Source organism: Streptomyces sp. NPDC045021 (assembly GCF_056432645.1).
The window spans coordinates 286976-310278 of sequence record NZ_JBWKIQ010000009.1; the positions used below are offsets into that span (position 1 = coordinate 286976).

General features: G+C 72.9%; 20 protein-coding genes, 1 pseudogene and 1 riboswitch. Of the genes and pseudogenes, 13 read left to right on the plus strand and 8 right to left on the minus strand.

The features are described 5' to 3' along the window. The first annotated feature begins 125 nt into the window (after window positions 1-125). Genes AC07DC_RS26750 through AC07DC_RS26760 form a run of 3 tightly spaced genes read left to right on the plus strand, consistent with a single transcriptional unit; the run spans window position 126 to window position 4977 of the window. Window positions 126-1172, plus strand: coding sequence for an AAA family ATPase (locus AC07DC_RS26750; RefSeq protein ID WP_478917023.1), 1047 nt, complete (start codon window positions 126-128; stop codon window positions 1170-1172). Beyond that, window positions 1172-2575 carry a DUF58 domain-containing protein gene (locus AC07DC_RS26755; protein ID WP_478917024.1) on the plus strand — a complete coding sequence of 468 codons (1404 nt, stop codon included), beginning with the start codon at window positions 1172-1174 and terminating at the stop codon, window positions 2573-2575. Before AC07DC_RS26750 ends, AC07DC_RS26755 begins: the two co-directional genes overlap by 1 nt. Beyond that, window positions 2572-4977 (plus strand): transglutaminase TgpA family protein, encoded by a 2406-nt coding sequence (locus AC07DC_RS26760; RefSeq protein WP_478917025.1) that lies wholly within the window; start codon window positions 2572-2574, stop codon window positions 4975-4977. Before AC07DC_RS26755 ends, AC07DC_RS26760 begins: the two co-directional genes overlap by 4 nt. Window positions 4978-5183: 206 nt before the next feature. On the opposite strand, the gene AC07DC_RS26765 is transcribed toward AC07DC_RS26760, so the two are convergent. The 3 genes from AC07DC_RS26765 to AC07DC_RS26775 form a co-directional block, all read right to left on the minus strand. Then, window positions 5184-5573 (minus strand): DUF3040 domain-containing protein, encoded by a 390-nt coding sequence (locus tag AC07DC_RS26765; RefSeq protein WP_478917026.1) that lies wholly within the window; start codon window positions 5571-5573, stop codon window positions 5184-5186. A 212-nt stretch (window positions 5574-5785) separates the two neighbouring features. After that, entirely contained in the window at window positions 5786-6550 is a 765-nt protein-coding gene (locus AC07DC_RS26770; RefSeq protein WP_478917134.1) for a methyltransferase, read from the minus strand. 337 nt (window positions 6551-6887) lie between these two features. Then, a complete protein-coding gene (locus tag AC07DC_RS26775; protein WP_478917027.1) occupies window positions 6888-7376 on the minus strand; it encodes an SAV_6107 family HEPN domain-containing protein in 489 nt (162 codons plus the stop codon). 174 nt (window positions 7377-7550) lie between these two features. Here AC07DC_RS26775 and AC07DC_RS26780 point away from each other — a divergent pair, with 174 nt between their 5' ends. From AC07DC_RS26780 to AC07DC_RS26800, 5 genes and pseudogenes are all read left to right on the plus strand, one after another. Then, window positions 7551-8312 carry an ATP-binding cassette domain-containing protein gene (locus AC07DC_RS26780; protein ID WP_478917028.1) on the plus strand — a complete coding sequence of 254 codons (762 nt, stop codon included), beginning with the start codon at window positions 7551-7553 and terminating at the stop codon, window positions 8310-8312. Then, window positions 8284-10401 (plus strand): YhgE/Pip family protein, encoded by a 2118-nt coding sequence (locus AC07DC_RS26785; RefSeq protein WP_478917029.1) that lies wholly within the window; start codon window positions 8284-8286, stop codon window positions 10399-10401. Before AC07DC_RS26780 ends, AC07DC_RS26785 begins: the two co-directional genes overlap by 29 nt. A gap of 34 nt (window positions 10402-10435) precedes the next feature. Continuing rightward, window positions 10436-11050, plus strand: a complete 615-nt coding sequence (locus AC07DC_RS26790) for a TetR/AcrR family transcriptional regulator (protein WP_478917030.1) — start codon at window positions 10436-10438, stop codon at window positions 11048-11050. 266 nt (window positions 11051-11316) lie between these two features. Beyond that, window positions 11317-11917 (plus strand): annotated as a pseudogene (locus AC07DC_RS26795) (DUF4126 domain-containing protein). A 49-nt stretch (window positions 11918-11966) separates the two neighbouring features. Next, entirely contained in the window at window positions 11967-13439 is a 1473-nt protein-coding gene (locus AC07DC_RS26800; protein WP_478917031.1) for a phytoene desaturase family protein, read from the plus strand. 21 nt (window positions 13440-13460) lie between these two features. Here AC07DC_RS26800 and AC07DC_RS26805 read toward each other — a convergent pair whose 3' ends face one another. The 5 genes from AC07DC_RS26805 to AC07DC_RS26825 form a co-directional block, all read right to left on the minus strand. Beyond that, entirely contained in the window at window positions 13461-14270 is an 810-nt protein-coding gene (locus AC07DC_RS26805) for a hypothetical protein (RefSeq protein WP_478917032.1), read from the minus strand. 27 nt (window positions 14271-14297) lie between these two features. After that, window positions 14298-15215, minus strand: coding sequence for a methylenetetrahydrofolate reductase [NAD(P)H] (metF, locus tag AC07DC_RS26810; RefSeq protein WP_478917033.1), 918 nt, complete (start codon window positions 15213-15215; stop codon window positions 14298-14300). A gap of 188 nt (window positions 15216-15403) precedes the next feature. Beyond that, window positions 15404-16063 (minus strand): thiamine phosphate synthase, encoded by a 660-nt coding sequence (gene thiE, locus AC07DC_RS26815; protein ID WP_478917034.1) that lies wholly within the window; start codon window positions 16061-16063, stop codon window positions 15404-15406. Window positions 16064-16111: 48 nt separating this feature from the next. Continuing rightward, window positions 16112-16477: an Rv2175c family DNA-binding protein gene (locus tag AC07DC_RS26820; RefSeq protein WP_478917035.1), complete on the minus strand. Its 366-nt coding sequence runs from the start codon at window positions 16475-16477 to the stop codon at window positions 16112-16114. Between the two features lie 121 nt (window positions 16478-16598). Beyond that, window positions 16599-17834: an NAD(P)/FAD-dependent oxidoreductase gene (locus AC07DC_RS26825; protein ID WP_478917036.1), complete on the minus strand. Its 1236-nt coding sequence runs from the start codon at window positions 17832-17834 to the stop codon at window positions 16599-16601. A 129-nt stretch (window positions 17835-17963) separates the two neighbouring features. Then, a riboswitch (TPP riboswitch) is annotated at window positions 17964-18077 on the plus strand. Between AC07DC_RS26825 and thiO the strand changes: the two genes are divergently transcribed. From thiO to AC07DC_RS26850, 5 genes are all read left to right on the plus strand, one after another. Next, a complete protein-coding gene (gene thiO, locus AC07DC_RS26830; protein WP_478917037.1) occupies window positions 18074-19234 on the plus strand; it encodes a glycine oxidase ThiO in 1161 nt (386 codons plus the stop codon). Its footprint overlaps the riboswitch before it by 4 nt. Beyond that, window positions 19231-19431 (plus strand): sulfur carrier protein ThiS, encoded by a 201-nt coding sequence (gene thiS, locus AC07DC_RS26835; protein WP_478917038.1) that lies wholly within the window; start codon window positions 19231-19233, stop codon window positions 19429-19431. The genes thiO and thiS overlap by 4 nt, the downstream gene beginning before the upstream one ends. A gap of 4 nt (window positions 19432-19435) precedes the next feature. Then, the gene (locus AC07DC_RS26840) at window positions 19436-20278 is read left to right on the plus strand and encodes a thiazole synthase (RefSeq protein ID WP_478917039.1); all 843 of its coding nucleotides are present in this window, start codon (window positions 19436-19438) and stop codon (window positions 20276-20278) included. A 162-nt stretch (window positions 20279-20440) separates the two neighbouring features. Further along, window positions 20441-22432 carry a Stk1 family PASTA domain-containing Ser/Thr kinase gene (gene pknB / locus AC07DC_RS26845; protein WP_478917040.1) on the plus strand — a complete coding sequence of 664 codons (1992 nt, stop codon included), beginning with the start codon at window positions 20441-20443 and terminating at the stop codon, window positions 22430-22432. After that, the gene (locus AC07DC_RS26850; protein WP_478917135.1) at window positions 22429-23295 is read left to right on the plus strand and encodes a deoxyribonuclease IV; all 867 of its coding nucleotides are present in this window, start codon (window positions 22429-22431) and stop codon (window positions 23293-23295) included. The genes pknB and AC07DC_RS26850 overlap by 4 nt, the downstream gene beginning before the upstream one ends. Window positions 23296-23303 lie beyond the last annotated feature (8 nt).

Here is a 23303-nt window from a genome sequence, read left to right on the forward strand (position 1 = left end):
GCTGTTCAAGGGAACAATGCAACGTGCGGCACCCCCTCGCCCGTCTCGGCGCGCGGCGGACCGCATTCGGGGAGGGGCCGGTCCGTGGTTGGCCGCGCCCCAATGAACAGGCCGAGGAGAACCGGGTGACGACCTATGACGCGCGAGCCAGCCTCAGCGATCTGACCACGACCGCGGAGCGGGTGCGCCGGTCGGTGGAGAACGTGATCGAGGGCAAGCCCGAGGTCGTACGGCTTTCGCTGACCGTGATGCTGGCAGAGGGGCACCTCCTGATCGAGGACGTGCCGGGGGTCGGGAAGACGATGCTGGCCAAGGCGCTCGCCCGGTCCATCGACTGCTCGGTGCGGCGTATCCAGTTCACGCCCGACCTGCTGCCCTCCGACATCACCGGAGTGAGCGTCTTCGACCAGCAGCGGCGGGACTTCGAGTTCAAGCCGGGGGCGATCTTCGCGCAGATCGTGGTGGGGGACGAGATCAACCGGGCCTCGCCGAAGACCCAGTCGGCGCTGCTGGAGTCGATGGAGGAGCGGCAGGTCACCGTCGACGGCACGACGTACGAGCTGCCCAACCCGTTCATGGTCATCGCCACCCAGAACCCGGTGGAGATGGAGGGCACCTATCCGCTTCCCGAGGCGCAGCGCGACCGCTTCATGGCGCGGGTGTCGATCGGCTACCCGAGCCCGGAGGCCGAGCTGCAGATGCTCGACGTGCACGGCGGTACGCCGCCGCTGGACGATCTGCAGCCGGTGGCGCACGCCCACGAGATCGTGAAGCTGATCGAAGCGGTGCGGACGGTGCATGTGTCGGACCCGGTGCGGCGGTACGCCGTGGCCCTTGTCGGTGCCACCCGCCACCACCCCGACCTGCGGCTCGGCGCCTCGCCGCGCGCGACGCTGCACCTGGTGCGGGCGGCCCGTGCCTCGGCGGCGCTGGACGGACGGGACTTCGTCCTGCCGGACGACGTCCAGACGCTCGCCCCGGCGGTGCTGGCCCACCGGCTGCTGCCGACCGCGCAGGCGCAGCTGAACCGGCGGACGCCCGAGCAGGTCGTCGCGGAGATCCTGCAGCGCACCCCGGTCCCGGACCCCTCCGCTTCCGCGGCCGCGGCCTCGGCCGCACAGCAATGGCGTCAGGCGCAGAGCGCCCAGCCGCCCGGCGTCCGGGGCTTGTGATGTCCACCGACCCGCAGGCCGCGGGAGGTTTCCGTACGGCGCTGTCGGGGCTCACCACGCGCGGACGGTCCTTCTTCGCGGCGGGGGTCGCGGCTGCCATCTGCGCTTATGTGCTGGGGCAGCCGGACCTGCTGCGGGTCGGACTGCTGCTGGCGGTGCTGCCGCTGGTCTGCGTCGGGGTGCTGTACCGCACCCGCTACCGCGTATCGGGCAGCCGGCGGCTCGCGCCGTCGCGGGTGCCCGCGATGTCCGAGGCACGGGTGCACCTGCGGGTGGACAACGTCTCGCGCATCCCCACCGGGCTGCTGATGCTGCAGGACCGGGTGCCGTACGTGCTCGGGCCGCGGCCGCGCTTCGTACTGGACCGGGTGGAGCCGGGCGGCCACCGCGAGGTGTCCTACCGGGTCCGTTCCGACCTGCGCGGGCGCTATCCGCTGGGGCCTTTGCAGCTGCGGCTGACGGACCCCTTCGGCATGTGCGAGCTGACCCGGTCGTTCAGCGCGTACGACACCCTGACCGTGGTGCCCCGGGTGGAGCCGCTGCCCGCGGTCCGGCTCGCCGGCGAGGCGTCCGGCTACGGCGACAGCCGCACCCGCTCACTGTCGCTGGCCGGCGAGGACGACGCCATCCCGCGCGGCTACCGGCACGGCGACGACCTGCGGCGGGTGCACTGGCGCTCCACCGCGAAGTACGGCGAGCTGATGGTGCGCCGCGAGGAGCAGCCGCACAAGGCGCGCTGCACCGTGCTGGTGGACACCCGGCGGCTCGCCTTCTACGGCGCCGGTCCCGACTCCGCTTTCGAATGGGCGGTGTCGGGGGCGGCCTCGGTCTCGACGCACATGCTGGAGCGCGGCTACTCGGTGCGGCTGCTGACCGACACCGGCAGCAGCGTGCCGGGTCCCGAGGGCGGCTTCGGCGGAGACTCCTCCGACACCGCCGGGGTGCTGCTCGACACCCTCGCGGTGGTCGAGCACTCCGACGGCGGCGGGTTCTCCCGGGCCCTGGACGTCCTGCGGGTCGGCAGCGAGGGCCTGCTGGTGGCCTTCCTCGGCGATCTGGACGAGGAGCAGGCGGCGATCGTCGGACGGATGCGGCAGCGGGCCGGCGGCGCGGTGGCGTTCGTCCTGGACAGCTCCGCGTGGGCGTCCCGCGACGCCGTGGACCCGTACCCCGACGCGCCGCCGGCCGGCTCCGGCCAGGACGCCGGCTCCCCCGCCGGTTCGGCCGCGAACGGCGACGACGGGCCGGGGACAGCGACGGAGATCGGTGTGCGACGGGCCGTGCGGATGCTGCGCGAGGCCGGCTGGACGGTACTGCCGGTGCCGCCGGGCGAGGGACTGCCCTCGCTGTGGCAGCTTGCGGACCGGTACCGCTCGCGCGAAGAGGCGGGAGCGAGCTCATGAGCGGACGCGCACGGCTGACGGTCTGCGCCGCGGCGGCGTCGATCATGGCGGCCTGCTCGCTGCTGCCGCTGGCCACCCCGACCGGCTGGATCCTGCAGGCGGCCTTCCTGGTCACGCTCCAGTCCTGCGTCGGCGCGCTGGCCCGGCGGGTGCCGCTGGCCCGGCCGCTGACGGTGCTGGCGCAGGCGCTGGTCACCCTGCTGATACTGACCATGATGTTCGTCTCGAAGCAGGCGGTGGGCGGCATCCTGCCCGGCCCCAAGGCGTTCGTGGCGCTCGGCGATCGGCTCGGCGACGGCCTGCGGGACGTCAGCCAGTTCGCCATCCCCGCCCCGGTGACCCCGGGCATCCGACTGCTGCTGGTCGCCGGCGTGCTGGTGATCGCGCTGGCCGTGGACGCGCTGGCGGTGACGTACGGCAGCGCCGCCCCTGCCGGGCTGCCGCTGCTCGCGCTGTACTCCGTCGCGTCCGGTCTCGCGGGCAGCGGCAGCCGCTGGCTGTGGTTCCTGATCGCGGCGGCCGGCTATCTGCTGCTGCTGCTCGCCGAGGGCCGGGACCGGCTGTCGCGCTGGGGCCGGGTCTTCGGCGGCGGCCCGCCGTCCACCGGCTGGGCGGGCGCCTCCGGTACCCGCTCCGAGGGAACGGTCGTGGCACCGGTCCGCACCGGCCGCCGGATCGGGGCGATGGCCCTGGGCATCGCGCTGATCGCACCCGCCGTGCTGCCCTCGCTGGGCAGCGGGCTGCTCGACCCGGCGGGCAACGGGACGGGCCCCGGCTTCGGTGGTGGCAACACCTCGTCGGTCAACCCGGTGGTGGCGCTGCAGGACAGCCTCAACCAGCCGGACAACCGCGAGGTCCTGACGTATCGCACCAACGCGGCCGGCACGTCGGACATGTATCTGCGGATCGTCGCGCTCGACAAGTTCGACGGGACGCAGTGGCGCTCCTCGGAGCGCCCGCTGACCGGGATCCCCGACGTGTTCCCGGTGCCGGCCGGGCTGGGCCCGGAGGTGAAGGCCACCGAGGTCACCACTTCGGTCGCCGCCGACGAGAACTACGCGCAGAGCTGGCTGCCGCTCCCCTACCCCGCCGAAAAGCTGCAGGTCAACGGTCACTGGCGGTTCGACAAGGAGGGGCGCACGGTCGTCGGCGACCGCAAGCAGACCACCAAGGGCGTGAAGTACCGGGTCACGAGCCTGCTGGTGCAGCCGACGGCGGCGCAGCTGTCCTCGGCCCCCGACCCGGCCGCCGCGTTCAAGGAGGAGTACACCCAGGTCCCGGACACCCTGCCGGACGTGGTCAGGAAGACCGCGCTGGAGGTGACCCGCGGCTCGGCGAACCCGTACGAGCAGGCCGTGGCGCTGCAGAAGTACTTCCACTCCGGGGACTTCCGGTACAGCACGAAGGTCCGGTCGGGCACCGGCGTCGAGGCGATCTCCAACTTCCTCCGGGACAAGCAGGGGTTCTGCGTCCACTACGCCTTCACCATGGCGGCGATGGCCCGCACGCTGCACATCCCGGCCCGCGTCGCGGTCGGCTTCGCGCCGGGCAACGGGCCGCGGTCCGACGGCACCGTCTCGGTGGGACTCCAGGACGCCCACGCCTGGCCCGAGCTGTACTTCGAGGGCGTCGGCTGGACCCGCTTCGAGCCCACGCCGTCCCGCGGCACCGCCCCGAGCTACACGGTGGACCAGGCGCCGACCCCCGGCGGCGGCCCGGTCGTCCCGGAGCCCGGCAGGAGCACGGCGCCGAGCCCCGGCGCCTCGGCCTCGGCCAGCTGCTCGGTCAAGGACCAGCAGATGGGCAACTGCACCCCGCTCGGCCAGGACACGGGCAGCGGACCGACCGACACCGGGATCAGCGTGGGCCGGCTGGCCGGCATCGCCCTGCTGGCGCTGTTGGTGATCGGCGTGCCCCTGCTGCCGCTGCTGTGGCGCCGCCGCGAACGGTCCCGGCGGCTCGGCGGCGGCCAGGGTCCGGCGGAGGGCGCCAGGACGCTCGCCGCCTGGCGGGAGCTGGTCGACACCGCGTGGGACTACGGGATCCTGCCCGACGACTCCGAGACACCGCGCCGGGCCACCGCCCGGCTGGTGCGGGACGGCGGGCTCGACGAGGCGGCGGCGCGGGCCGCCGGCCAGGTCGCGGCCGCCGTGGAGCAGGTGCTGTACTCGCCCCGGCCACGGCCGGCGGCCGGGCTGGCGGCGGATGTGCGCCAGGTGCGCGACGGACTGCACCGGACGGCCGGGCGGCGCGGGCGGCTGCGGGCGGTGCTTCTGCCACGTTCGGCCGCACGGGTGATGTGGCGGCTGTCGGAGCAGTGGTCGGTCGCGACGCGGCGCTGGTCCGCGGTCGTGCGGCGGGCCGCCGACGCGGTCCGGCGACCTTCGCGCCAGGCGTCCTAGGGAGCCCTGGGGGTCCAAGGCGTCCAAGGGCGTCACTGTGTCCTCCTGGACGCCCAAGGTGCGCCTGGGGGCGTTCTGGGCGTTTCTGGGCGTTGTGGGTCGGACATGACGGCGCCGGACATGACGAGGGGCGCGGAACCGATCTCCGGTTCCGCGCCCCTCGTCGTACGTCTAAATCTGTTGAGAACCCTCTGCCTGGGCGGCCGCTAGCTTTCCTGCCCGTCCCTGCGGCGCTGCCAGCGTTCCTCGATCCGGTCCATGACCTTGCCCCTGCGACGGGGGTGGCCTCGGCCGGCGGCTGCGGCGGGCGGCTGCTCACCGGGTTTGCCGGCCTTTCGCCAGCCCGTGACCGCGAGTACGGCACAGGCGAGCATGACGAGGAAGCCGACCACACTGATCCAGGGCTGCTGCTTGATCATTCCAGCCATCAGCAGCGCGATACCCACCAGGAAGCCCGCTACCGCTTGGTAGACGCGCCGCCGGGTATAGGTGCGCAGCCCGCTTCCCTCAAGCGCCGACGCGAACTTGGGATCTTCGGCGTACAGCGCTCGCTCCATCTGCTCGAGCATGCGCTGCTCGTGCTCCGAGAGCGGCACGGAGTCCTCCTACTCGTCGGTCGCGGGGGCGACCGGTCCGACCCTTATTCAAGGATAGGCAGGGATTCGCCCCCGTGAAACCCGCCCCACTACGCCAATCCGACGGGGGCTTCATTCCCCGTCCGCCGTTACGTCATGCCAGCATACGGTCCTGAACGGCCGACCGGGCGGCCTGTGACCGACTACTCCTGGTGCGGTGGCCGGTGGTCCGGTCAGCCGCGGTCGGCGAGTACGTGCAGTTGAGTGGCGATCGAGTGGAAGGCGGGCTGCTCCGCGGCGGCCAGCTCCAGCTTGAGCAGCGCCTCCAGCGCGCCCGGCTCGGTGTCGACCAGCACGCCCGGGACCAGGTCGGCGAAGACCCGTACGCCGTGCACGGCGCCGACCCGCAGGCCGGCGTCGGAGACGAGGCGGGTGAGCTGCTCGGCGGTGAAGCGGCGCGGGAGCGAGTCCCCCACGCCCCATCGGCCGTCCGGGTCGCCCAGGGCGTGCTGGGCCTCGGCGAAGTGCCCGGCGATGGCGCGGGCCAGCACGGCGCCGCCGCGGCCGGCGGCCAGCAGGCTCAGGGCCCCGGCCGGGCGGAGCGCGCCGACGGCGTTGCGCACGCCCTCGGCGGGGTCGTCGACGTACTCCAGGACGCCGTGGCACAGCACGATGTCGTAGCTGCCGGGCTCGACGACATCGAGCAGGCCGTGGGTGTCGCCCTGGACGCCGCGGACCCGGTCGGTCACCCCGGCCTCCGCGGCCCGGCGCTCGAGCGCGAACAGCGCGTCCGGGCTGGGGTCGACGACGGTGACCCGGTGGCCGAGGCGCGCCACGGGCACCGCGAAGTTCCCGGTGCCGCCCCCGGTGTCGAGCACGTCCAGCGCCTCGCCCGCGTCGCGGCCCCCGGCCTTGGCCTGCCGGTCGAGTGCGTCGCGCAGGACCTCCCAGACCACGGCGGTACGGAGGGACGCTCGGGGGCGGATCGGATCCACCACTCCTTCACGGGACATGGCGGGCGGCTCCTCGCGGATGACTGGCTTGAACGAGCGGCTCCACTCTAGGCCCTCCTGCCGATCACGACCGGTCCTCCCCCAGCCTCCGGCCGGGAGGTGCTCCCAAGCCTCCGGCCGGGAGGTGCTCCCAAGCCTCCGGCCGGGAGGTGCTGCAAAGCTCCGGTCGGGAGGTGGCCCCAAGCCTCCGGCCGGGAGGTGGCCCCAAGCCTCCGGCCGGGAGGTGCTGCAAAGCTCCGGTCGGGAGGTGGCCCCAGGCCGTTCCGGCATCCCGCGGCGCTCACCGCGGTGCCGCCTTTGCGGACAGGCGCCTGACGGCCGGTCAATTGGCCTTCTGCTGGGGCAGAGCGGGTGGCAGGTCGGCGCGCAGTTCGGCCGGCAGGGTGGGCTGGAGCACCAGCATCCGTTCCACCAGGCGCAGGAACATCGCGGCGGCGCGCAGCAGATCGTCCGCGTCCCGCCAGGTGGCGGCGCCTTCTATGCCGGCTTCGGCGCGCGCCCTGCGGTGGGCGCCGTACTCGAACATGGCGCTCCATTCGCTGAGCTCCGGAGCGACTTCGGGCAGCACCTCCCAGGCGCTGCGTATCCGCTGCCGCCGTCTGGGGCCCGGCTCGGGACGGCCCCGCACGGCCAGCACGGCGGCGGCGGTGCGCAGTGCGGCGAGATGGGCGGTGGCGTAGCGCTCGTTGGGGGTTTCCAGGACGGCCGCCTCGTCGAGTCCGAGGTGGGCCTGGGTGAGCAGGTCGAGGGCGGCGGGCGGAGCCGCCGCACGGCGCAGCACGGGATGGATGTCGCTTACGTGAGCAGCCATGACGAGCCTCCTGTCTTCGTACGACACATAGTGGGGCACACCACTGACAATCGGCCCTGACCTGCGGAAATGCCATAGCACAGGTGTTCCCCCACCCCCGCGGCGGGTTCACTCCCGCGATGCTGCATAATTCGTTTTTGTACTGACTGGTCAGTTCAAAGAGGAGAGTGACTCGTGATCACCGCGGAGGGGTACGGGCTGCGAGGTCCGCGTGGCCGGGTGTTCGGGGAGGTGTCGTTCGGCGCGCCCGCCGGAACGCTGATCGCGGTCGAGGGCCCGTCGGGCACCGGCCGCACCTGCCTGCTGCTGGCGCTCACCGGGCGCATGAAGGCCACCGAGGGACAGGCGGAGGTCTTCGGGCACCGGCTGCCCAAGCGCATGTCCGCCGTGCGGCGGATCAGCGCCCTCGGTCCCGTCGACGGGATCTCCGCCCTCGAACCGGCCCTCACCGTCGCCGAGCACCTGCGCGAAAGGGTGCTGCTGCAACGCAGGTTCGCCTCCCGCGCCGCACGCGACCGCGCCGATGTGGCGGCGGCTCTGAAGGCCGCGGGACTCGACCTGGACTCGCTGGTCAAGGGTGAGCGGACGGCCGTACGCGATCTGGAACGGCTGGAGGCGCTGCGGCTGGGCGTGGCCCTCGCACTGCTGCCGCGACCGCAGGTGCTCGGGATCGACGACGTCGACCACAAGCTCGGCGACGCCGACCGCGAACTCGCCTGGTCGATGCTGCGCTCCGTGGCCGACGCGGGCACCACCGTCCTCGGCGTCTGCACCAGGGCGCCCGAGGACGCGCTCGTCGTCGCCACCGGCACCGCCCGCCCCACGGCGCCCGCCGACCCCGCCACCCGGCCGACCACGGATCCGACCACCGACCCGACCCCCGACGCGACCGAGGAGGAAGCAGCCGATGCGCACACCGAAGCTCGCCGCGCTTGAGCTGAAGAAGTTCGGCCGGGGCCGGCTGCCGAGGGCGGCCATGGCCGCGCTCCTGCTGCTGCCGCTGCTCTACGGCGCCCTGTACCTGTGGTCCTTCTGGGATCCGTACGGGCGGCTCGACAAGATCCCCGTCGCGCTGGTGAACGCCGACCGCGGTGCGACCGCCGGCGGCAAGAAGATCGCGGCGGGCGACGATCTCGCCGCCAAGCTGCACGACACGGCCACCTTCGACTGGCAGGAGACGGACTCCGCCGACGCCGCCAAGGGCCTGGAGAACGGCTCGTACTACCTGACGCTCACCATCCCCGCCGATTTCAGCGAGCGGATCGCGTCCAGCTCCGGCGCCCACCCGGAGACCGGCGCCCTGCAGGTGCGCACCAACGACTCCAACAACTACATCGTCGGGCAGCTCTCCCGCAGCGTGTTCTCGCAGGTCAGAGCCGCCACCTCGGCCGGCGCCTCGCGCGGCTTCTACGACCGGATCTTCGTGTCGTTCGCCGATCTGCACGACCGGACGCAGCAGGCGGCCCAGGGCGCCTCCGACGTGGCCGGCGGCGCGGGCAGCGCCGAGCAGGGCTCCAAGGAGCTCGGCACCGGTATCCGCAAGGCCGAGCAGGGCGCGGGCCGGCTCGCCGCGGGCCTGAAGGACGCCAAGAAGGGCAGCGGTGACCTGGCCACCGGCCTCGACACGCTCGACTCCGGCGCGGGCCAGGTCGCGTCCGGCACCCAGCGGCTCGTCGACGCGGTGAACGGGGCCTCCGACAAGATCGCGTTCGTGAAGGCCCACACCCGGGAGATCGGTGAGGTCTCCCGGCTGGTCGCCGACGGCTCCCAGGCGATCAAGGACCATCTGGACGCGATCGCCGTGCTGGCGCCGGACGCCGCCAAGGCGTCCAGGACCGCCGCCGATCTCGTGCGGCAGCAGTACACCGAGCAGTGCGCCGGCACCCCCGCGACCGGCGACTGCGTCGCCCTGAAGGGGGCCGCCGACAAGGCGGCCGAGGCCGCGGCGCTGGCCGAGCGGCTCAACACCCAGATCAGCGGCCCCGCGTCGTTCGACCAACTGGCCACCGATCTGGGCACACTGCACGGCTACGCCCAGGAACTGGCCACCGCCGCACCGCACCTGTCCTCCGACATCAACGCCGCCGTGAAGGACCTCAACCGGCTCAACACCGGGGCCCACCAGGTCGCCTCCGGCGCCCACACCGCGGCCGGCGGCGCCCACACCCTCGACAAGGGCGTCGGCACCCTCTCCAACGGCGCCGACACCCTCAGCGGCGGCATGTACCAGCTGGCCACCGGCAGCAACCGGCTCACCACCGGTCTGACGCAGCTCTCCACCGGCAGCGGACAGCTCGCCACCGGCCTGCACGAGGGCGTCGACAAGATCCCGGACTACGACGCCGAGGAGCGCGACGCGCGCACCGCGGTGATGGCCGACCCCGTACAGCTCGCCTCGCACTCCCTGCACCAGGCGTCCAGCTACGGGGAGGGGCTCGCCCCGTACTTCATCCCGCTCTCCCTGTGGGTCGGCGCGATGGTCGGCTACATGCTCTTCCAGCCGATGAACCGCCGGGCGCTCGCCGCCGGGGCCGCGTCCTGGCGGATAGCGCTGGCCGGCTGGCTGCCGGTGGCCGCGGTCGGGGTGGCGCAGGTGCTGGCACTGATGTCGGTGCTGCACTGGGTGGTCGGGCTGCAGATGGCCCGCGCCGCCGGCACGATCGGCTTCCTGCTGCTGGCCGCGGCCTGTTTCGCCGCCATCATCCAGTTCCTGGGCGCCCGGTTCGGCCCGGCGGGACGGGTGCTCACCCTGGCCATGCTGATGCTGCAGCTGACCTCGGCGGGAGGCACCTACCCGGTGCAGACCAGCCCCGGCTTCTTCGGCGCCATCCACCCGTTCCTGCCCATGAGTTACGTCGTCGAGGGGCTCCGTCACCTGATCACCGGCGGCGGGCTCTGGCCGGTCTGGCGGGCCTGTCTGGTGCTCCTGGCCTTCACCGTCGGCGCGCTGGCGCTCACCACCCTGACCGCCCGCCGCAAGCAGGTGTGGACCGTGGACCGGCTCCACCCGGAGCTGACCCTGTGAGACGGGGCCGCCCCGGGCAGGGACAATCGACGCCATGACCACCGCACGTCGTCAGGCCACGCGGCAGAAGCTCTACGAGGCCGCCGTCACACTCATCGCCGAGCAGGGCTTCTCCGCCACCACGGTGGAGGAGATCGCCGAGCGGGCCGGCGTCGCCAAGGGCACCGTCTACTACAACTTCGCCAGCAAGAACGAGCTGTTCGAGCAGCTGCTGCGGCACGGCGTCGGGCTGCTCACCGTCTCGCTGCGGGACGCCGCGGACGAGGTGGCCGCGCGCGGCGGCACCCGGGTCGACGCGCTGGACGCGCAGATCCGGGCCGGGCTGGCGTTCATCGCCCGCTACCCGTCCTTCACCCAGCTGTACGTCGCCGAGTTGTGGCGGACCAACCGCGCCTGGCAGGACACGCTGATGATGGTCCGCCAGGAGGCGGTCGCGGTGGTGGAGAAGGTGCTGCGCGAGGCGGTGGACAACGGGGAGCTCAGCGACGAGATCGACGTACCGCTCACCGCGTCCGCGCTCTTCGGGATGGTGCTGGTCGCCGCCCTGGACTGGCAGGCGTTCCAGTCGCACCGCAGCATCGACGACGTGCACTCCGCCCTGTCCCGGCTGTTGCAGGGCCGGGTCAGCGGCGACTCGCGGCGGACATGAGAGTGCGCTGTTCTGGCATGCCCCGATCCCCCGTCGGACCGTGCCAGAACAGCGCTACCCGTACACCCCCGTTACGGCCGGGCCGCCCCTGCTCCGCCGCCCCGTGTCGGCGGTACCGGCGCCGCGCCCGTCCGTGTCCCCACCTTCTCCCGAACGGGGGCCGCGGCCCATCCGCGCTCCTACTCAAGTCTTCGTCTAGGTACTAGTACTCATAACTGCGTGGATTCGCCCACTCCACCGATGGACGGTTCGCTACGATCCGGATCATGTCGGTGCTTCCACTCGTGTTCACCAGCGGCTGGGCGAGCGGTATCAACGCCTACGCCGTGGTGTTCCTGCTCGGCCTCATGGGGGCGACCGGGGTCACCGACGAGGTACCCGCGTCGCTGGAGCGGCCCGACGTACTGATCGTGGCCGGGGTGCTGTTCCTGTGCGAGGCCGTCGCCGACAAGATCCCGTTGGTGGACTCCACGTGGGACGTGGTGCACACCGTCATCCGCCCGATCGCCGGCGCGGTGGTCGCGGCGCTGCTCGCCGGGCAGAACGGTTCGCTGCCGGAGCTGGCCGCCGCCGCGGTGGGCGGCTCGACGGCGCTCGCCAGCCACCTCGTCAAGGCCGGTACGCGGATAGCGGTCAACACCTCGCCGGAGCCGGCCAGCAACATCGTCCTCAGTCTCGCCGAGGACCTCGGTGTCTCCGCGATCATCGTCTTCGCGCTCTTCCACCCCCCTCGCGGCCGCGATCATCGCGGGCACGATACTGGTGCTCGGCATCATCACGGTCGTCTTCCTGTTCTCCCGGATCCGCCGCTTCCTGCGCCGCCGGAAGGCCCGGCGCCAGGAGAAGCGGCTGGCCGCGCCGACCTGACGCGACCTGGCCGGCGGCGCTGTCGGTACGGCCCGATACAGTCCCTGACATGGCACAAATCGCGGTGATCGGCGCTGGTATGGGGGCAATGGCGACGGCCGCCCGGCTGGCCGTCGGCGGCCATCGGGTGGCGGTCTACGAGCGCTCGGCGACCTACGGCGGGGGCGTCGGAAGGTTCGCCAGAGACGGCTTCACCTTCGACACCGGCCCCGGCCTGCTGCAACTGCCCGCCGTCTACCGCGATCTGTTCGTCAAGACCGGCAAGGAACCGCTGGAGAGCCGCGTCGTCCTGACGCAGGTCGACCCGGCGAGCCGCCACCTCTTCCCGGACGGCACGGACGTGTCGCTGCCGAACGCCACCCGCGCGGGCGTCATCGGCGCGCTGGACGGCGCGTTCGGCGCGGGCGCCGGTGAGCGCTGGAGCGAGCTGGCCGGCCGGGCCCGCGAGGTCTGGGAGGCCACCCGCCGCCCGCTCCTGGAGGACGCCCTGGCGGACGACACCGCCCCGCTGGGCCGCGACCCCTACCCCGCCGTGCGGCGCGGGCTGTTCCGCCGCGGCGCGGTGTCCCTCGCCTCCGTCGCCGAACGCGAGCTGGGCGACCCGCGGGCGGCCGCCCTGCTGACGAGTTACGCCCTCGCGTACGGCTTCGACCCGCGCACCGTTCCGGCGAGCGCCACCGTCCTGCCGTACATGGAGCAGACCTTCGGGGCCTGGTACGTACAAGGCGGCATGCGGGCCCTCGCCGACGCCGTGCACGAGCGGTGCCTGGAGCGCCGGGTCGAGTTCCACTTCGACACCGAGGTCCTCGGCGTCAGGACCACGGCGGACGGCCGGGCCTGCGGTCTGGAACTCGCCGACGGGCAGCGGATCGACGCGGACATGGTGGTCGCGGGAGCACCGCTGCCCGCGCCGGGAGAGCCCCGGCCGCGGCCGGCGGGCAGCGTGCCCGGCAGGTTCGTGGTGTGCCTGGCGCTGCGGGGATCCCGGCCGGAGGGCACCGTGCACCGCACCGTCGTACACGCGGCGGACGGCCGCGCGGAGTGGGAGTCGGTCTTCTCCGGCGCCGGACCGTACGGCTCTCCGACCGTGACGGTGCTGCGCCCCGATGACCCGTCGACGGTCCCTGACGCGTCGCACGAGGCGGTGACGCTCCAGGTCACGGTGGCGACGACGGCCGGCGGGGAGGACTGGGCCGCGCCCGGTGTCGCGGCGGGCTTCGCCGAGCAGGTCATGAAGGCCGCGGAGGCCGCCGTTCCCGGGCTGCGCGAGCGGGAGCTGTGGCGCGAGGTGCGCATCCCCGCCGACACCGAGCGGGAGACCGGCACACCGGGCGGCGCCGTGCCCGGCCCCGCCCTGGCGGGCGCGGGCGGTCTGCATCTGCACCCGGCCAACCGCACCGCCGTCCCCGGGCTGTACTTCGTGGGCGGCTGGGCCCACCCCGGCGGCGGCCTGGCACACGCCGGCATGTCGGGCGCGATCGTCGCCGACCTGATCGCGGGCGGCCCGGGCGGCAGCCGCTGAGCGGCCGGGCGGGCGTCGGCTCTAGTAGCGGTAGGGGTCGTACGGGTCGGCGTACTGCTGCTGCTCGTACTGGGGTTGCTGGGGCTGCTGCGGGATGTATGCCTGCTGCTGCGGGTCCTGGTACGGCTGCTCGCCGGTCTGCTGGTGCGGAACCCAGACACCGCCGGGCGGCGTTTCGTATCCGAACTCGTGGTCGTACTGCGGGGTGTACTGCTGCTGCCCCGGATCCTGGTACGGCGCCGCGTAGGCGGGGTCGTACTCCTGCTGGCCGCCCCAGGCGTAGGCGTCGGCCGACGCGGCCGCGGGCTGCGGCTGCTGCTCTCCGCCGCCCCAGCCCTCGTAGCCCTGGGCGCCGTACCCCTCGTAGCCGCCGCTGGTGTACGGGTCGGGGGTGTAGGAGGACTGGCCGTCGTAGATCCCGTACTCGCCGGTGTCGTCGTGCACCGGCATCGACTGGTAGACCGTCGCCAGCGCGGGACCCTCGGACACCTCTTCGACGGGGCTGACCTCGAGGATGGGCTCGGCCGTCGCGGCGCCCGCACCGCGGGTGCCCTTGCGGCGGCGGCTGGAGCCGGGGCTGCCACCGAGCGCCCAGCCGGTGGAGAAGCCCTGCCGGTAGGAGAGCGTCACGAACGTCTGGCCGGTGCCGAAGGCCACGGCGCCGAGCGCGATGACGATCGCGTTGCGGAGCGAGACACCGCCGACGACGCCCAGGAAACCCGCGAAGGCGAGCAGGCGCCAGCGCAGCCGCGCCTTGTACTGCAGCAGCACCTCACCGAGCAGCCACAGCGCGACCACGCCGAACGCGATGTAGAGCAGCGTGTAGCCCATGTCCGCACTTCCTCACCTTACGAGCGGTCACGACCTCTGGTGCAGACCGAGATTCTCGTAGATTTCCAGCGACGCCGTGGAGTGGTTAAGAGTAATGAAGTGGAGTCCGGGAATGTCCTCGGCCATCAGGCGCCGGCACATCTCGGTGGTGAACTCGATGCCGATCGCCCGCACCGCCGCCGGATCGTCCTTCACCGCGAGGATACGGTCCGCCAGGTCCGGCGGGAAAGGCGCGTTGCCGAGCTGCGCAAAGCGCTCGATCTGCCGCACATTGGTGACCGGCATGACTTCGGGAATGATCGGCGTCTCGCAGCCGGCGGCGGCCACCCGGTCACGCAGCCGGAAGTAGTCGTCCGCGTCGAAGAACATCTGGGTGATCGCGAAGTCGGCCCCGGCACGGCACTTGTCGACGAAGTTCCGGGTGTCGGACTCCCAGTCGGTGGAGCGCGGGTGCATCTCGGTGAACGCCGCGACGCCGACGCAGAAGTCGCCGGACTCCTTGATCAGCCGGACCAGGTCGGCGGCGTACAGCAGCCCCTGGGGGTGCTTGATCCACTCGCCGAGCGGGTCGCCGGGCGGGTCGCCGCGCACCGCGAGGATGTTCCGGATCCCGGCGTCGGCGTACTGGCCGATGATGTTGCGCAGCTCGGCGATCGAGTGGTTGACCGCCGTCAGGTGCGCGACCGGGGTCAGCGTGGTGTCGGAGACGATCCGGTCGGTGGCGCGGACCGTGCCCTCGCGGGACGAGCCGCCGGCACCGTAGGTCACGGACACGAAGGTCGGCCCTACCGCCTCGATGCGGCGGATGGCGTTCCAGAGCGTCCGCTCGCCCTTCTCGGTCTTCGGCGCGGCGAATTCAAACGAATACGACCGCTCGCCGGACGCGAGAAGTTCACGAATGGTGACCGCGTGATCGGTCCGGGTGGAAGCTGTCCCAAGGGCCATACCCGAAGGGTATCCGCGCCTCGCCACCGCCCGTAACCAGGACGGGCGATTTATCCGGTTGCGCCCCACCCTCGTCCATCCCTTGGACACGCGCTGATGACGCGCGGGGCACGGAGTGGACGCCCGGCGGACACCTGGCGTGCGATCAGGACCGGTCGGAGAGTGACCGGCGGTCGGCCGGGGAGCCGTCAGTGGTCGTAGGACCGGACGATCTTCGCGAGTGCGGCCGCCGCGGCGGCCGGATCGTCGGCCTCGGTGATCGCTCGGACGACGACGATCCGCCGGGCACCGGCCGCCAGCACCTGCTCGACGTTGGTCAGATCGATACCGCCGATGGCGAACCAGGGCCGGTCGGTCTCCAGCGAGGCCGCGTACCGCACCAGGTCCAGGCCCGGCGCGTGCCGACCGGGCTTGGTCGGGGTGGGCCAGACCGGTCCGGTGCAGAAGTAGTCCGCGCCCGGTTCCACCGCGGCGGCCGCGGCCTCGGACTCCGCGTGGCAGGACCGCCCGATGATCACGTCCTCGCCCAGGATCGCGCGGGCGGCGGGCACCGGCAGATCGCCCTGTCCCAGGTGCAGAACGTCCGCCCCCGACGCGTGCGCGACGTCCGCCCGGTCGTTCACCGCGAGCAGCTTGCCGTGCCGGCGGCACGCCTCGGCCAGGACCGCGAGCGCGTCCAGCTCGTCGCGGGCCTCGATCCCCTTGGCGCGCAGCTGGATGACGTCGACATCCGAGGCGAGCACCGCGTCCGCGAAGGCGGCCAGGTCGCCCCGGCCGGTCCTGGCGTCGGTGCACAGGTACAGCCGGGCGTCGGCGAACCGCTCGCGGACGGTGTTCGGCGTGGCCATGGTGGTGCTCCCCCTCGGTGAGGTCTACGGCTCTGCTGCTCTACGGATCTACAGGGCGAGCGCCTGGGCGCGGCGCTTCACCTCGGTCCCGCGGTTCTCCTTCAGCGCCTGGATGGGCGTGCCGGGCAGCGTCGGGTCCGCGGTGAACAGCCACTCCAGCGCCTCATCGTCGCTGAATCCGTTGTCCTTGAGGACCGTCAGCAGGCCGGGCAGGCCCTTGACGATGCTTCCCTCGCCGATGAAGTCGGCGGGGACCATCAGGACGCGGTTGTCACCGCGGCGGATGGCGAGGAACAGCTTCTCCTTGATCATCGGGCGGACCCGGGTGATGGGCACACCCAGTCGCTCGGCGACCTCGGGGAGGTTCAGCCAGGAAGGTACGAGGGCATCAATCGTTGCGTCGATCTCGGTCACGGGACAAGCGTGCCATCCCTGACGGGCACCCGCGTACCGGTTCGCCGCCGCTGGGCCTGACGGTTTGACCACATTGGACGCGCGGAGTCGTTTTTGGCCCCATCCCCCGAACCGGGCCGGTTCACGGGGTGGGCTGCACCGCCGTCTTGAGGGGGACGGCCGGGTCGCTGACCAGGCCGGGGTCCAGGTGGGCGGTGCGCTCGATGAGCTTGCGGCCCTGGGCCAGATCGCGCGGGCGGCCGACGGTGAGGAGCGCCGTGAGCACGCCGTCCCGCAGCCAGCACACCGACCAGGCGGGCCCGGCCGGGTCGCCGCGCATCAGCAGGGTGTCGCCGGCCGAGTGGTGGCCCGCGTACTGCACGAAGCGGCCGAACTGCTCGGACCAGAAGTACGGCACCGGGTCGTACACCTCGTCGCCGCCCAGCACGTTGGCGGCGGCGGCGCGCGGCCCCTGGAGGGCGTTGTCCCAGTGGTGGACGAGCAGCCGCTCGCCGAAGCGCGCGGACGGGAAGGACGCGCAGTCCCCCACCGCGAACACATCGGCGACGGAGGTCCGCAGCCGGTCGTCGGCCAGCACCGAGCGGTCGGGGCCCAGCGCGACGCCGGAGCCCGCCAGCCAGCCGGTGGCCGGCCGTGCGCCGATGCCGACGACGACGGCCCCGGCCCGCAGCCGCCTCCCGTCGGCGAGCAGCACCGTGCCCGGCTCGACGGCCGCGACCGCGGTCCCGGTGATCAGTTCGGCGCCGGCGTCCGCATACCAGCCGCGCATGTGGTCGGTGACGGAGCCCGGCAGGACTCCGGCGAGCGGCCGGTCGGCCGCCTCGACGACGGTCACCGCGCAGCCCGCCTGGCGGGCCGCCGTGGCGAACTCCGCGCCGATCCAGCCCGCCCCGACCACGACGACGTCACGCTTCTCGTCGAGCACCGGCCGCAGTTCTGCGGCGTCGTCCAGGGTGCGCAGCATGTAGACGCCGGGGATGCCCTCGCTGCCGGGCAGCGCCACCGGGTGGGCGCCGGTGGCGAGCACCAGCCGGTCGTAGCGGACCACGTCCTCGTCGGTGACCACATGCCGTTCCGCGGGGCGCAGCGCGCCGACGTGCCGGTCGAGCAGCAGCTCGACGCCGAGGCCGTTGAAGTCCACGTCGAAGGGCGAGCCCTCGGCGGTGCCGAGGAGCACGGACTTGGACAGCGGCGGGCGGTCGTACGGCGCGTGCGGCTCGGCGCCGATCAGCGTGATGTCGCCGCGCCACCCCTGCTCCCGCAACGACACAGCAGTCTGCACTCCGGCCATCCCGGCCCCGACGATCACTGCGCGCTCGGCGCTTGGCTGGCTCACACGATCACCGTAACGCTCCATTGATTACCGGCAGGGCACCAGTGCGAAATCCGATCCCCCTGACTCTTCCCTCCCCTCCTCGCGGACCGCTCGTCCCCGGCGACCTGGTCCCTTACCGCGGATCGGGGCCGCGTACTAGGGTGGCGGGGCTAACGCACTCGCGGGAGCCCGGACGTACCGGGCTGAGAGGGCGGCTGACCGGCCGCCGACCGTACGAACCTGATCCGGGTCATGCCGGCGAAGGGAGGAGCGGGACACTCATGCATCCATCTCGCCACCGCTACGACGTACTGGTCGTGGGCGGCGGAATCATCGGACTCGTCACGGCCTGGCGCGCCGCGCAGCGCGGGCTGCGCACCGCGGTCGCCGACCCGGCGCCGGGCGGCGGCGCCGCACATGTCGCGGCCGGCATGCTGGCCGCCGTCACCGAGCTGCAGTACGGCGAGCAGACGCTGCTCGACCTCAATCTCGCGTCGGCCCGCCGCTATCCGTCCTTCGCCGCGGAGCTGGAGGACGTCACCGGGCTGGGCCTGGGCTACCGGCCGTGCGGCACGCTCGCCGTCGCCCTGGACGCCGACGACCGCGCCGACCTGCGCGAGCTGCACGCCTTCCAGACGTCGCTCGGTCTGCAGTCCGAGTGGCTCTCCGGCCGTGAGTGCCGCCGGCTGGAGCCGATGCTGGCACCCGGCGTGCGGGGCGGTCTGCGCGTCGACGGCGACCACCAGGTGGATCCGCGGCGGCTGGCCGCGGCGCTGCTGCGCGCGGCCGAACTCGCGGGCGTGGCCCTGCACCGGCGCTCCGTGGCGCGCGTCGAGACCGTACGGGACCACGCCACCGGCGCGGTGCTCGACGACGGCACGGTGATCGCCGCCGAGCAGACCGTCCTGGCGGCGGGCAGCCGCAGCGGCGGCCTGCCGGGCATCCCCGAGCACGCCCTGCCCCCGGTCCGCCCGGTCAAGGGGCAGATCCTGCGACTGCGCATCCCGCCGGCCCACGCGCCCTTCCTCTCCCGCACCGTGCGGGCCGTGGTGCGCGGCGGCCATGTGTACCTCGTGCCGCGCGCGAACGGTGAGCTCGTCATCGGCGCGACCAGCGAGGAGCTCGGCTGGGACACCACGGTCACCGCGGGCGGCGTCTACGAACTGCTGCGCGACGCCCACGAGCTGGTGCCGGGGCTCACCGAACTGCCGCTGGTCGAGACCCTCGCGGGGCTGCGCCCCGGCTCGCCCGACAACGCCCCGCTGCTCGGCCGCAGCGCGCTGCCCGGTCTGCTGCTGGCCACCGGCCACCACCGCAACGGCGTCCTGCTGACCCCGGTGACCGGCGACATCATGGCCGAGCTGCTCACGACGGGCTCGGTGCCCGAGTCGGCCCGGCCCTTCTCCCCCGCACGCTTCACGCTTCAGGAGCAGCCCGCATGACCGTCTCCGTCAACGGTGAGGCCCGCGAGATCGCCGAGGGCCTGACCCTCGACCGTCTCGTCGCCACCCTGACCGCCGCCCCCTCGGGCGTCGCCGCCGCCGTCAACGAGGCCGTCGTCCCCCGCAGCCGCTGGACCACCACCGCGATCGTCGACGGCGACCGCGTCGAGGTCCTCACCGCCGTCCAGGGAGGCTGATCCCGTGCCGCACCCCGCGCACACTCCGCACACCGCCGACGACACCCTGCGGATCGCCGGCGTCCCCTTCACCTCCCGGCTGATCATGGGCACCGGTGGTGCGCCCAGCCTGGAGATCCTCGAACAGGCGCTGCTCGCCTCCGGTACGGAGCTCACCACGGTCGCGATGCGCCGCCTGGACCCGGCGACGAAGGGCTCGGTGCTCTCCGTTCTGGGCAGGCACGGCATCCGCGTCCTGCCGAACACGGCCGGCTGCTTCACGGCGGGCGAGGCCGTCCTCACCGCGCGGCTGGCCCGCGAGGCGCTGGGGACCGACTGGATCAAGCTGGAGGTCATCGCCGACGAGCGCACCCTGCTGCCCGACACCGTCGAGCTGCTCGACGCCGCCGAGACGCTGGTCGACGACGGATTCACCGTCCTGCCCTACACCAACGACGACCCGGTGCTCGCGCGCAAGCTCGAGGACGTGGGCTGCGCGGCGATCATGCCGCTGGGCTCGCCCATCGGCTCCGGGCTCGGGATCCGCAATCCGCACAACTTCCAGCTGATCACCGAGCGGGCGGGCGTCCCGGTCATCCTCGACGCCGGGGCGGGTACCGCGTCCGACGCGGCGTTCGCCATGGAACTGGGGTGCGCCGCGGTCATGCTGGCGTCGGCGGTGACGCGGGCCCAGCAGCCGGTGCTCATGGCGGGGGCCATGCGGCACGGGGTCGAGGCGGGGCGGCTCGCGTTCCGGGCCGGACGCATCCCCCGCCGGCACTACGCCGCCGCGTCGTCCCCGGTCGAGGGCGTGGCCGCCTTCGATCCCGAACGGCCCGCCTTCAGCGCGACCTCGTCCAGGGCCTGATCCGGGACCTGACCCGTGACCCGATCCGTACCCCGGTCCGGGCCCCGGTCCGCCTCCCACCGGGGCGGACGGTCACGGTTGCGTCCCGGATCGGTACGGGCGGGACACAGTACGGCCGCGTTCGGTGAGACGTGTCGGCGACGGCTCGTAGACTTCCGTGTCGTGGATACGACCCTGCAGGACCCTCTCGTCGGGCAGACGCTCGATGGCCGTTACCGGGTCGAGGCGCGCATCGCCGTCGGCGGTATGGCCACGGTCTACCGGGCTGTGGACACCCGCCTCGACCGCGTGCTCGCGCTGAAGGTGATGCACCCCGGGCTGGCGGCGGACGCCGGTTTCGTCGACCGCTTCATCCGCGAGGCCAAGGCCGTCGCCCGTCTCGCGCACCCGAACGTCGTCGGCGTGTACGACCAGGGCACTGACGGCACGTTCGTGTACCTGGCCATGGAGTACATCGCCGGCTGCACGCTGCGCGACGTGCTGCGCGAGCGCGGCGCCCTGCAGCCGCGTGCCGCGCTGGACATCCTGGAGCCGGTGCTGGCCGCGCTCGGCGCCGCGCACCGGGCCGGGCTGATCCACCGGGACGTGAAGCCGGAGAACGTCCTGATCGGCGACGACGGCCGGGTGAAGGTAGTCGACTTCGGCCTGGTCAGGGCGGTGGACACCAACACCAGCGTGACGACCGGCTCGGTGCTGGGCACGGTCTCGTACCTCGCCCCGGAGCAGATCGAACACGGCACCATAGACCAGCGCACGGACGTGTACGCCTGCGGCGTGCTGCTGTACGAGATGCTGACCGGCGGAAAGCCGCACACCGGCGGTACGCCGATGCAGGTGATCTTCCAGGTGCTGAACGAGGACATCCCCGCGCCGTCGGAGACCGTCCCCGGGCTGGCGCCCGTGCTGGACGCCCTGGTCGGGCGGGCCGCCGCGCGCGACCCGCAGCTGCGTCCCGCCGACGCGGTGGAGCTGCTGGCGCAGCTGCACACCACCCGCCAGGCGCTGAGCCAGGAGCAGCTGGACGTGGTGCCGCCCCGGGCGGCGGAGATCGCTCAGGAGCCGCAGGACGCCGTCCCGGCCACCGGTTGGCAGAAGGACTCGCAGGGTGTGCCGGGCGGCGACGAGGAGCAGACCAGCATCATCTCCCGGCCGGTCCTGCCGCCCGAGGAGGAGCTCAACCGCACGAGTGTCCTGCAGCTGCCGCCACCGCTGCCGCCGGTGCCCGCGGGTCCGTCAGGACCGTCGGGTCCCGCCGGCCACCGGCCCGCCCGCCGAGGTCCGCGGCGCGGTGTGCTCGCGCTGGTCGTGGCGGTGCTGCTGGTCCTCGGGGTCGGGGCCGGCGTCTGGTACATCAGCGACGGCCAGTTCACCAAGGTCCCCGCCGTCCTGGCGCTGTCGCAGGCGGACGCGGAGCAGAAGATCGACCGTGCCGGGCTGCACGCGAAGATCGCCACCGGTTTCAGCCTCACCGTCCCCCGCGGCCAGGTGATCTCCACCGATCCGGGACCGGGCAAGCGCGTCCGCAACAACGCGGAGGTCACGCTGACCGTCTCCAAGGGGCCGCAGGAGGTCCACGTACCCGATGTCACGGGCAAGACGCTGGCCGCGGCGCAGGAGCAGATCAAGGGCGCGGCACTGACCCCGGGCGCGGTGACGCAGGAGTTCACCGAGGACGTGCCCAAGGGCGCTGTGATCTCCACGGACCCGCCGGCCGGTACGAAACGGTCGCCGGACGCCGTCGTGTCGATCGTCGTCAGCAAGGGCGCCGCGGTGGACGTTCCCGACGTGATCGGCGATTCGGTCGCCGACGCCCAGCAGGCGCTGCAGGACGCCGGGCTCACTGTCGTGCTCGCCCCGGAGAAGGTCTTCTCGGACGTGGCCGACAAGGACAAGGTGGCCCTCCAGACTCCGGACAAGGGCGCCCGGGCCGGTGCGGGCGACACCGTCACGATCACGCTCTCCAAGGGCCAGCAGCTCTTCGACGTGCCGGATGTGAAGGGCAGGAGCGCGGGCGAGGCGAAGCAGATCCTCAAGGACGCGGGCTTCGGCATCCGGGTGATGCACGCGTTCTTCGGCGACACCGTGTTCAGCCAGTCGCCGGAGGGGGGCGGGCAGGCGCCCAAGGGCGCCACGATCACCGTGTGGGTCCGATGAGGCGCAATCCCGTCGGCGGACATGTGCACGTGGCCGGCGGCCTCGCGACCGTCGGGCTGGCCAACGCGGAGCGGCTGACGGCCGAGGCAGTCCAGGTCTTCGTGGCCAATCCGCGCGGCTGGGCCACCCCGCCCGGCGATCCGCGGCAGGACGAGCTGTTCCGCGCGGGATGCGCCGCCGGATCGGTGCCGGCGTACGTCCATGCGCCGTATCTGATCAATTTCGGCTCGGACACCGCCGCGACGGTGGAGAAGTCGGTGGAGTCGCTGCGCCACTCGCTGCGCCGGGGCCGGGAGATCGGCGCGCTGGGCGTGGTCGTGCACACCGGGTCCGCGACGGGCGGGCGGCCCCGCTCGGCGGCTCTGGCGCAGGTGCGGGAGCACATGCTGCCGCTGCTCGACGAGCTCACCCACGACGACGACCCGTGGCTGCTGCTGGAGCCGACGGCGGGCCAGGGCGCCTCGCTCTGCTCGCTCGTCGAGGACCTGGGCCCGTACGCCGACGCCCTGGACCGGCATCCGAAACTGGGGGTCTGCCTGGACACCTGCCACGCCTTCGCGGCCGGGCACGACATGGCGGCGCCCGGGGGGATGAAGCTGCTGCTCGACGAGCTGGTGGACACCGTCGGTGAGGGGCGGCTGAAGCTGATCCACGCCAACGACTCCAAGGACGTGAGCGGCGCCCACAAGGACCGGCACGAGAACATCGGCGCCGGCCACATCGGCGCCGAGCCGTTCCGCGAGCTGTTCGGCCATCCCGCCACCGCCGGCGTTCCCCTGATCATCGAGACCCCGGGCGGCCCCGAGGGCCATGCCGCGGACGTCGCGCTCCTGAAGGCCCTGAGGGACGGTCCGCCGGTCTGACAATTCCT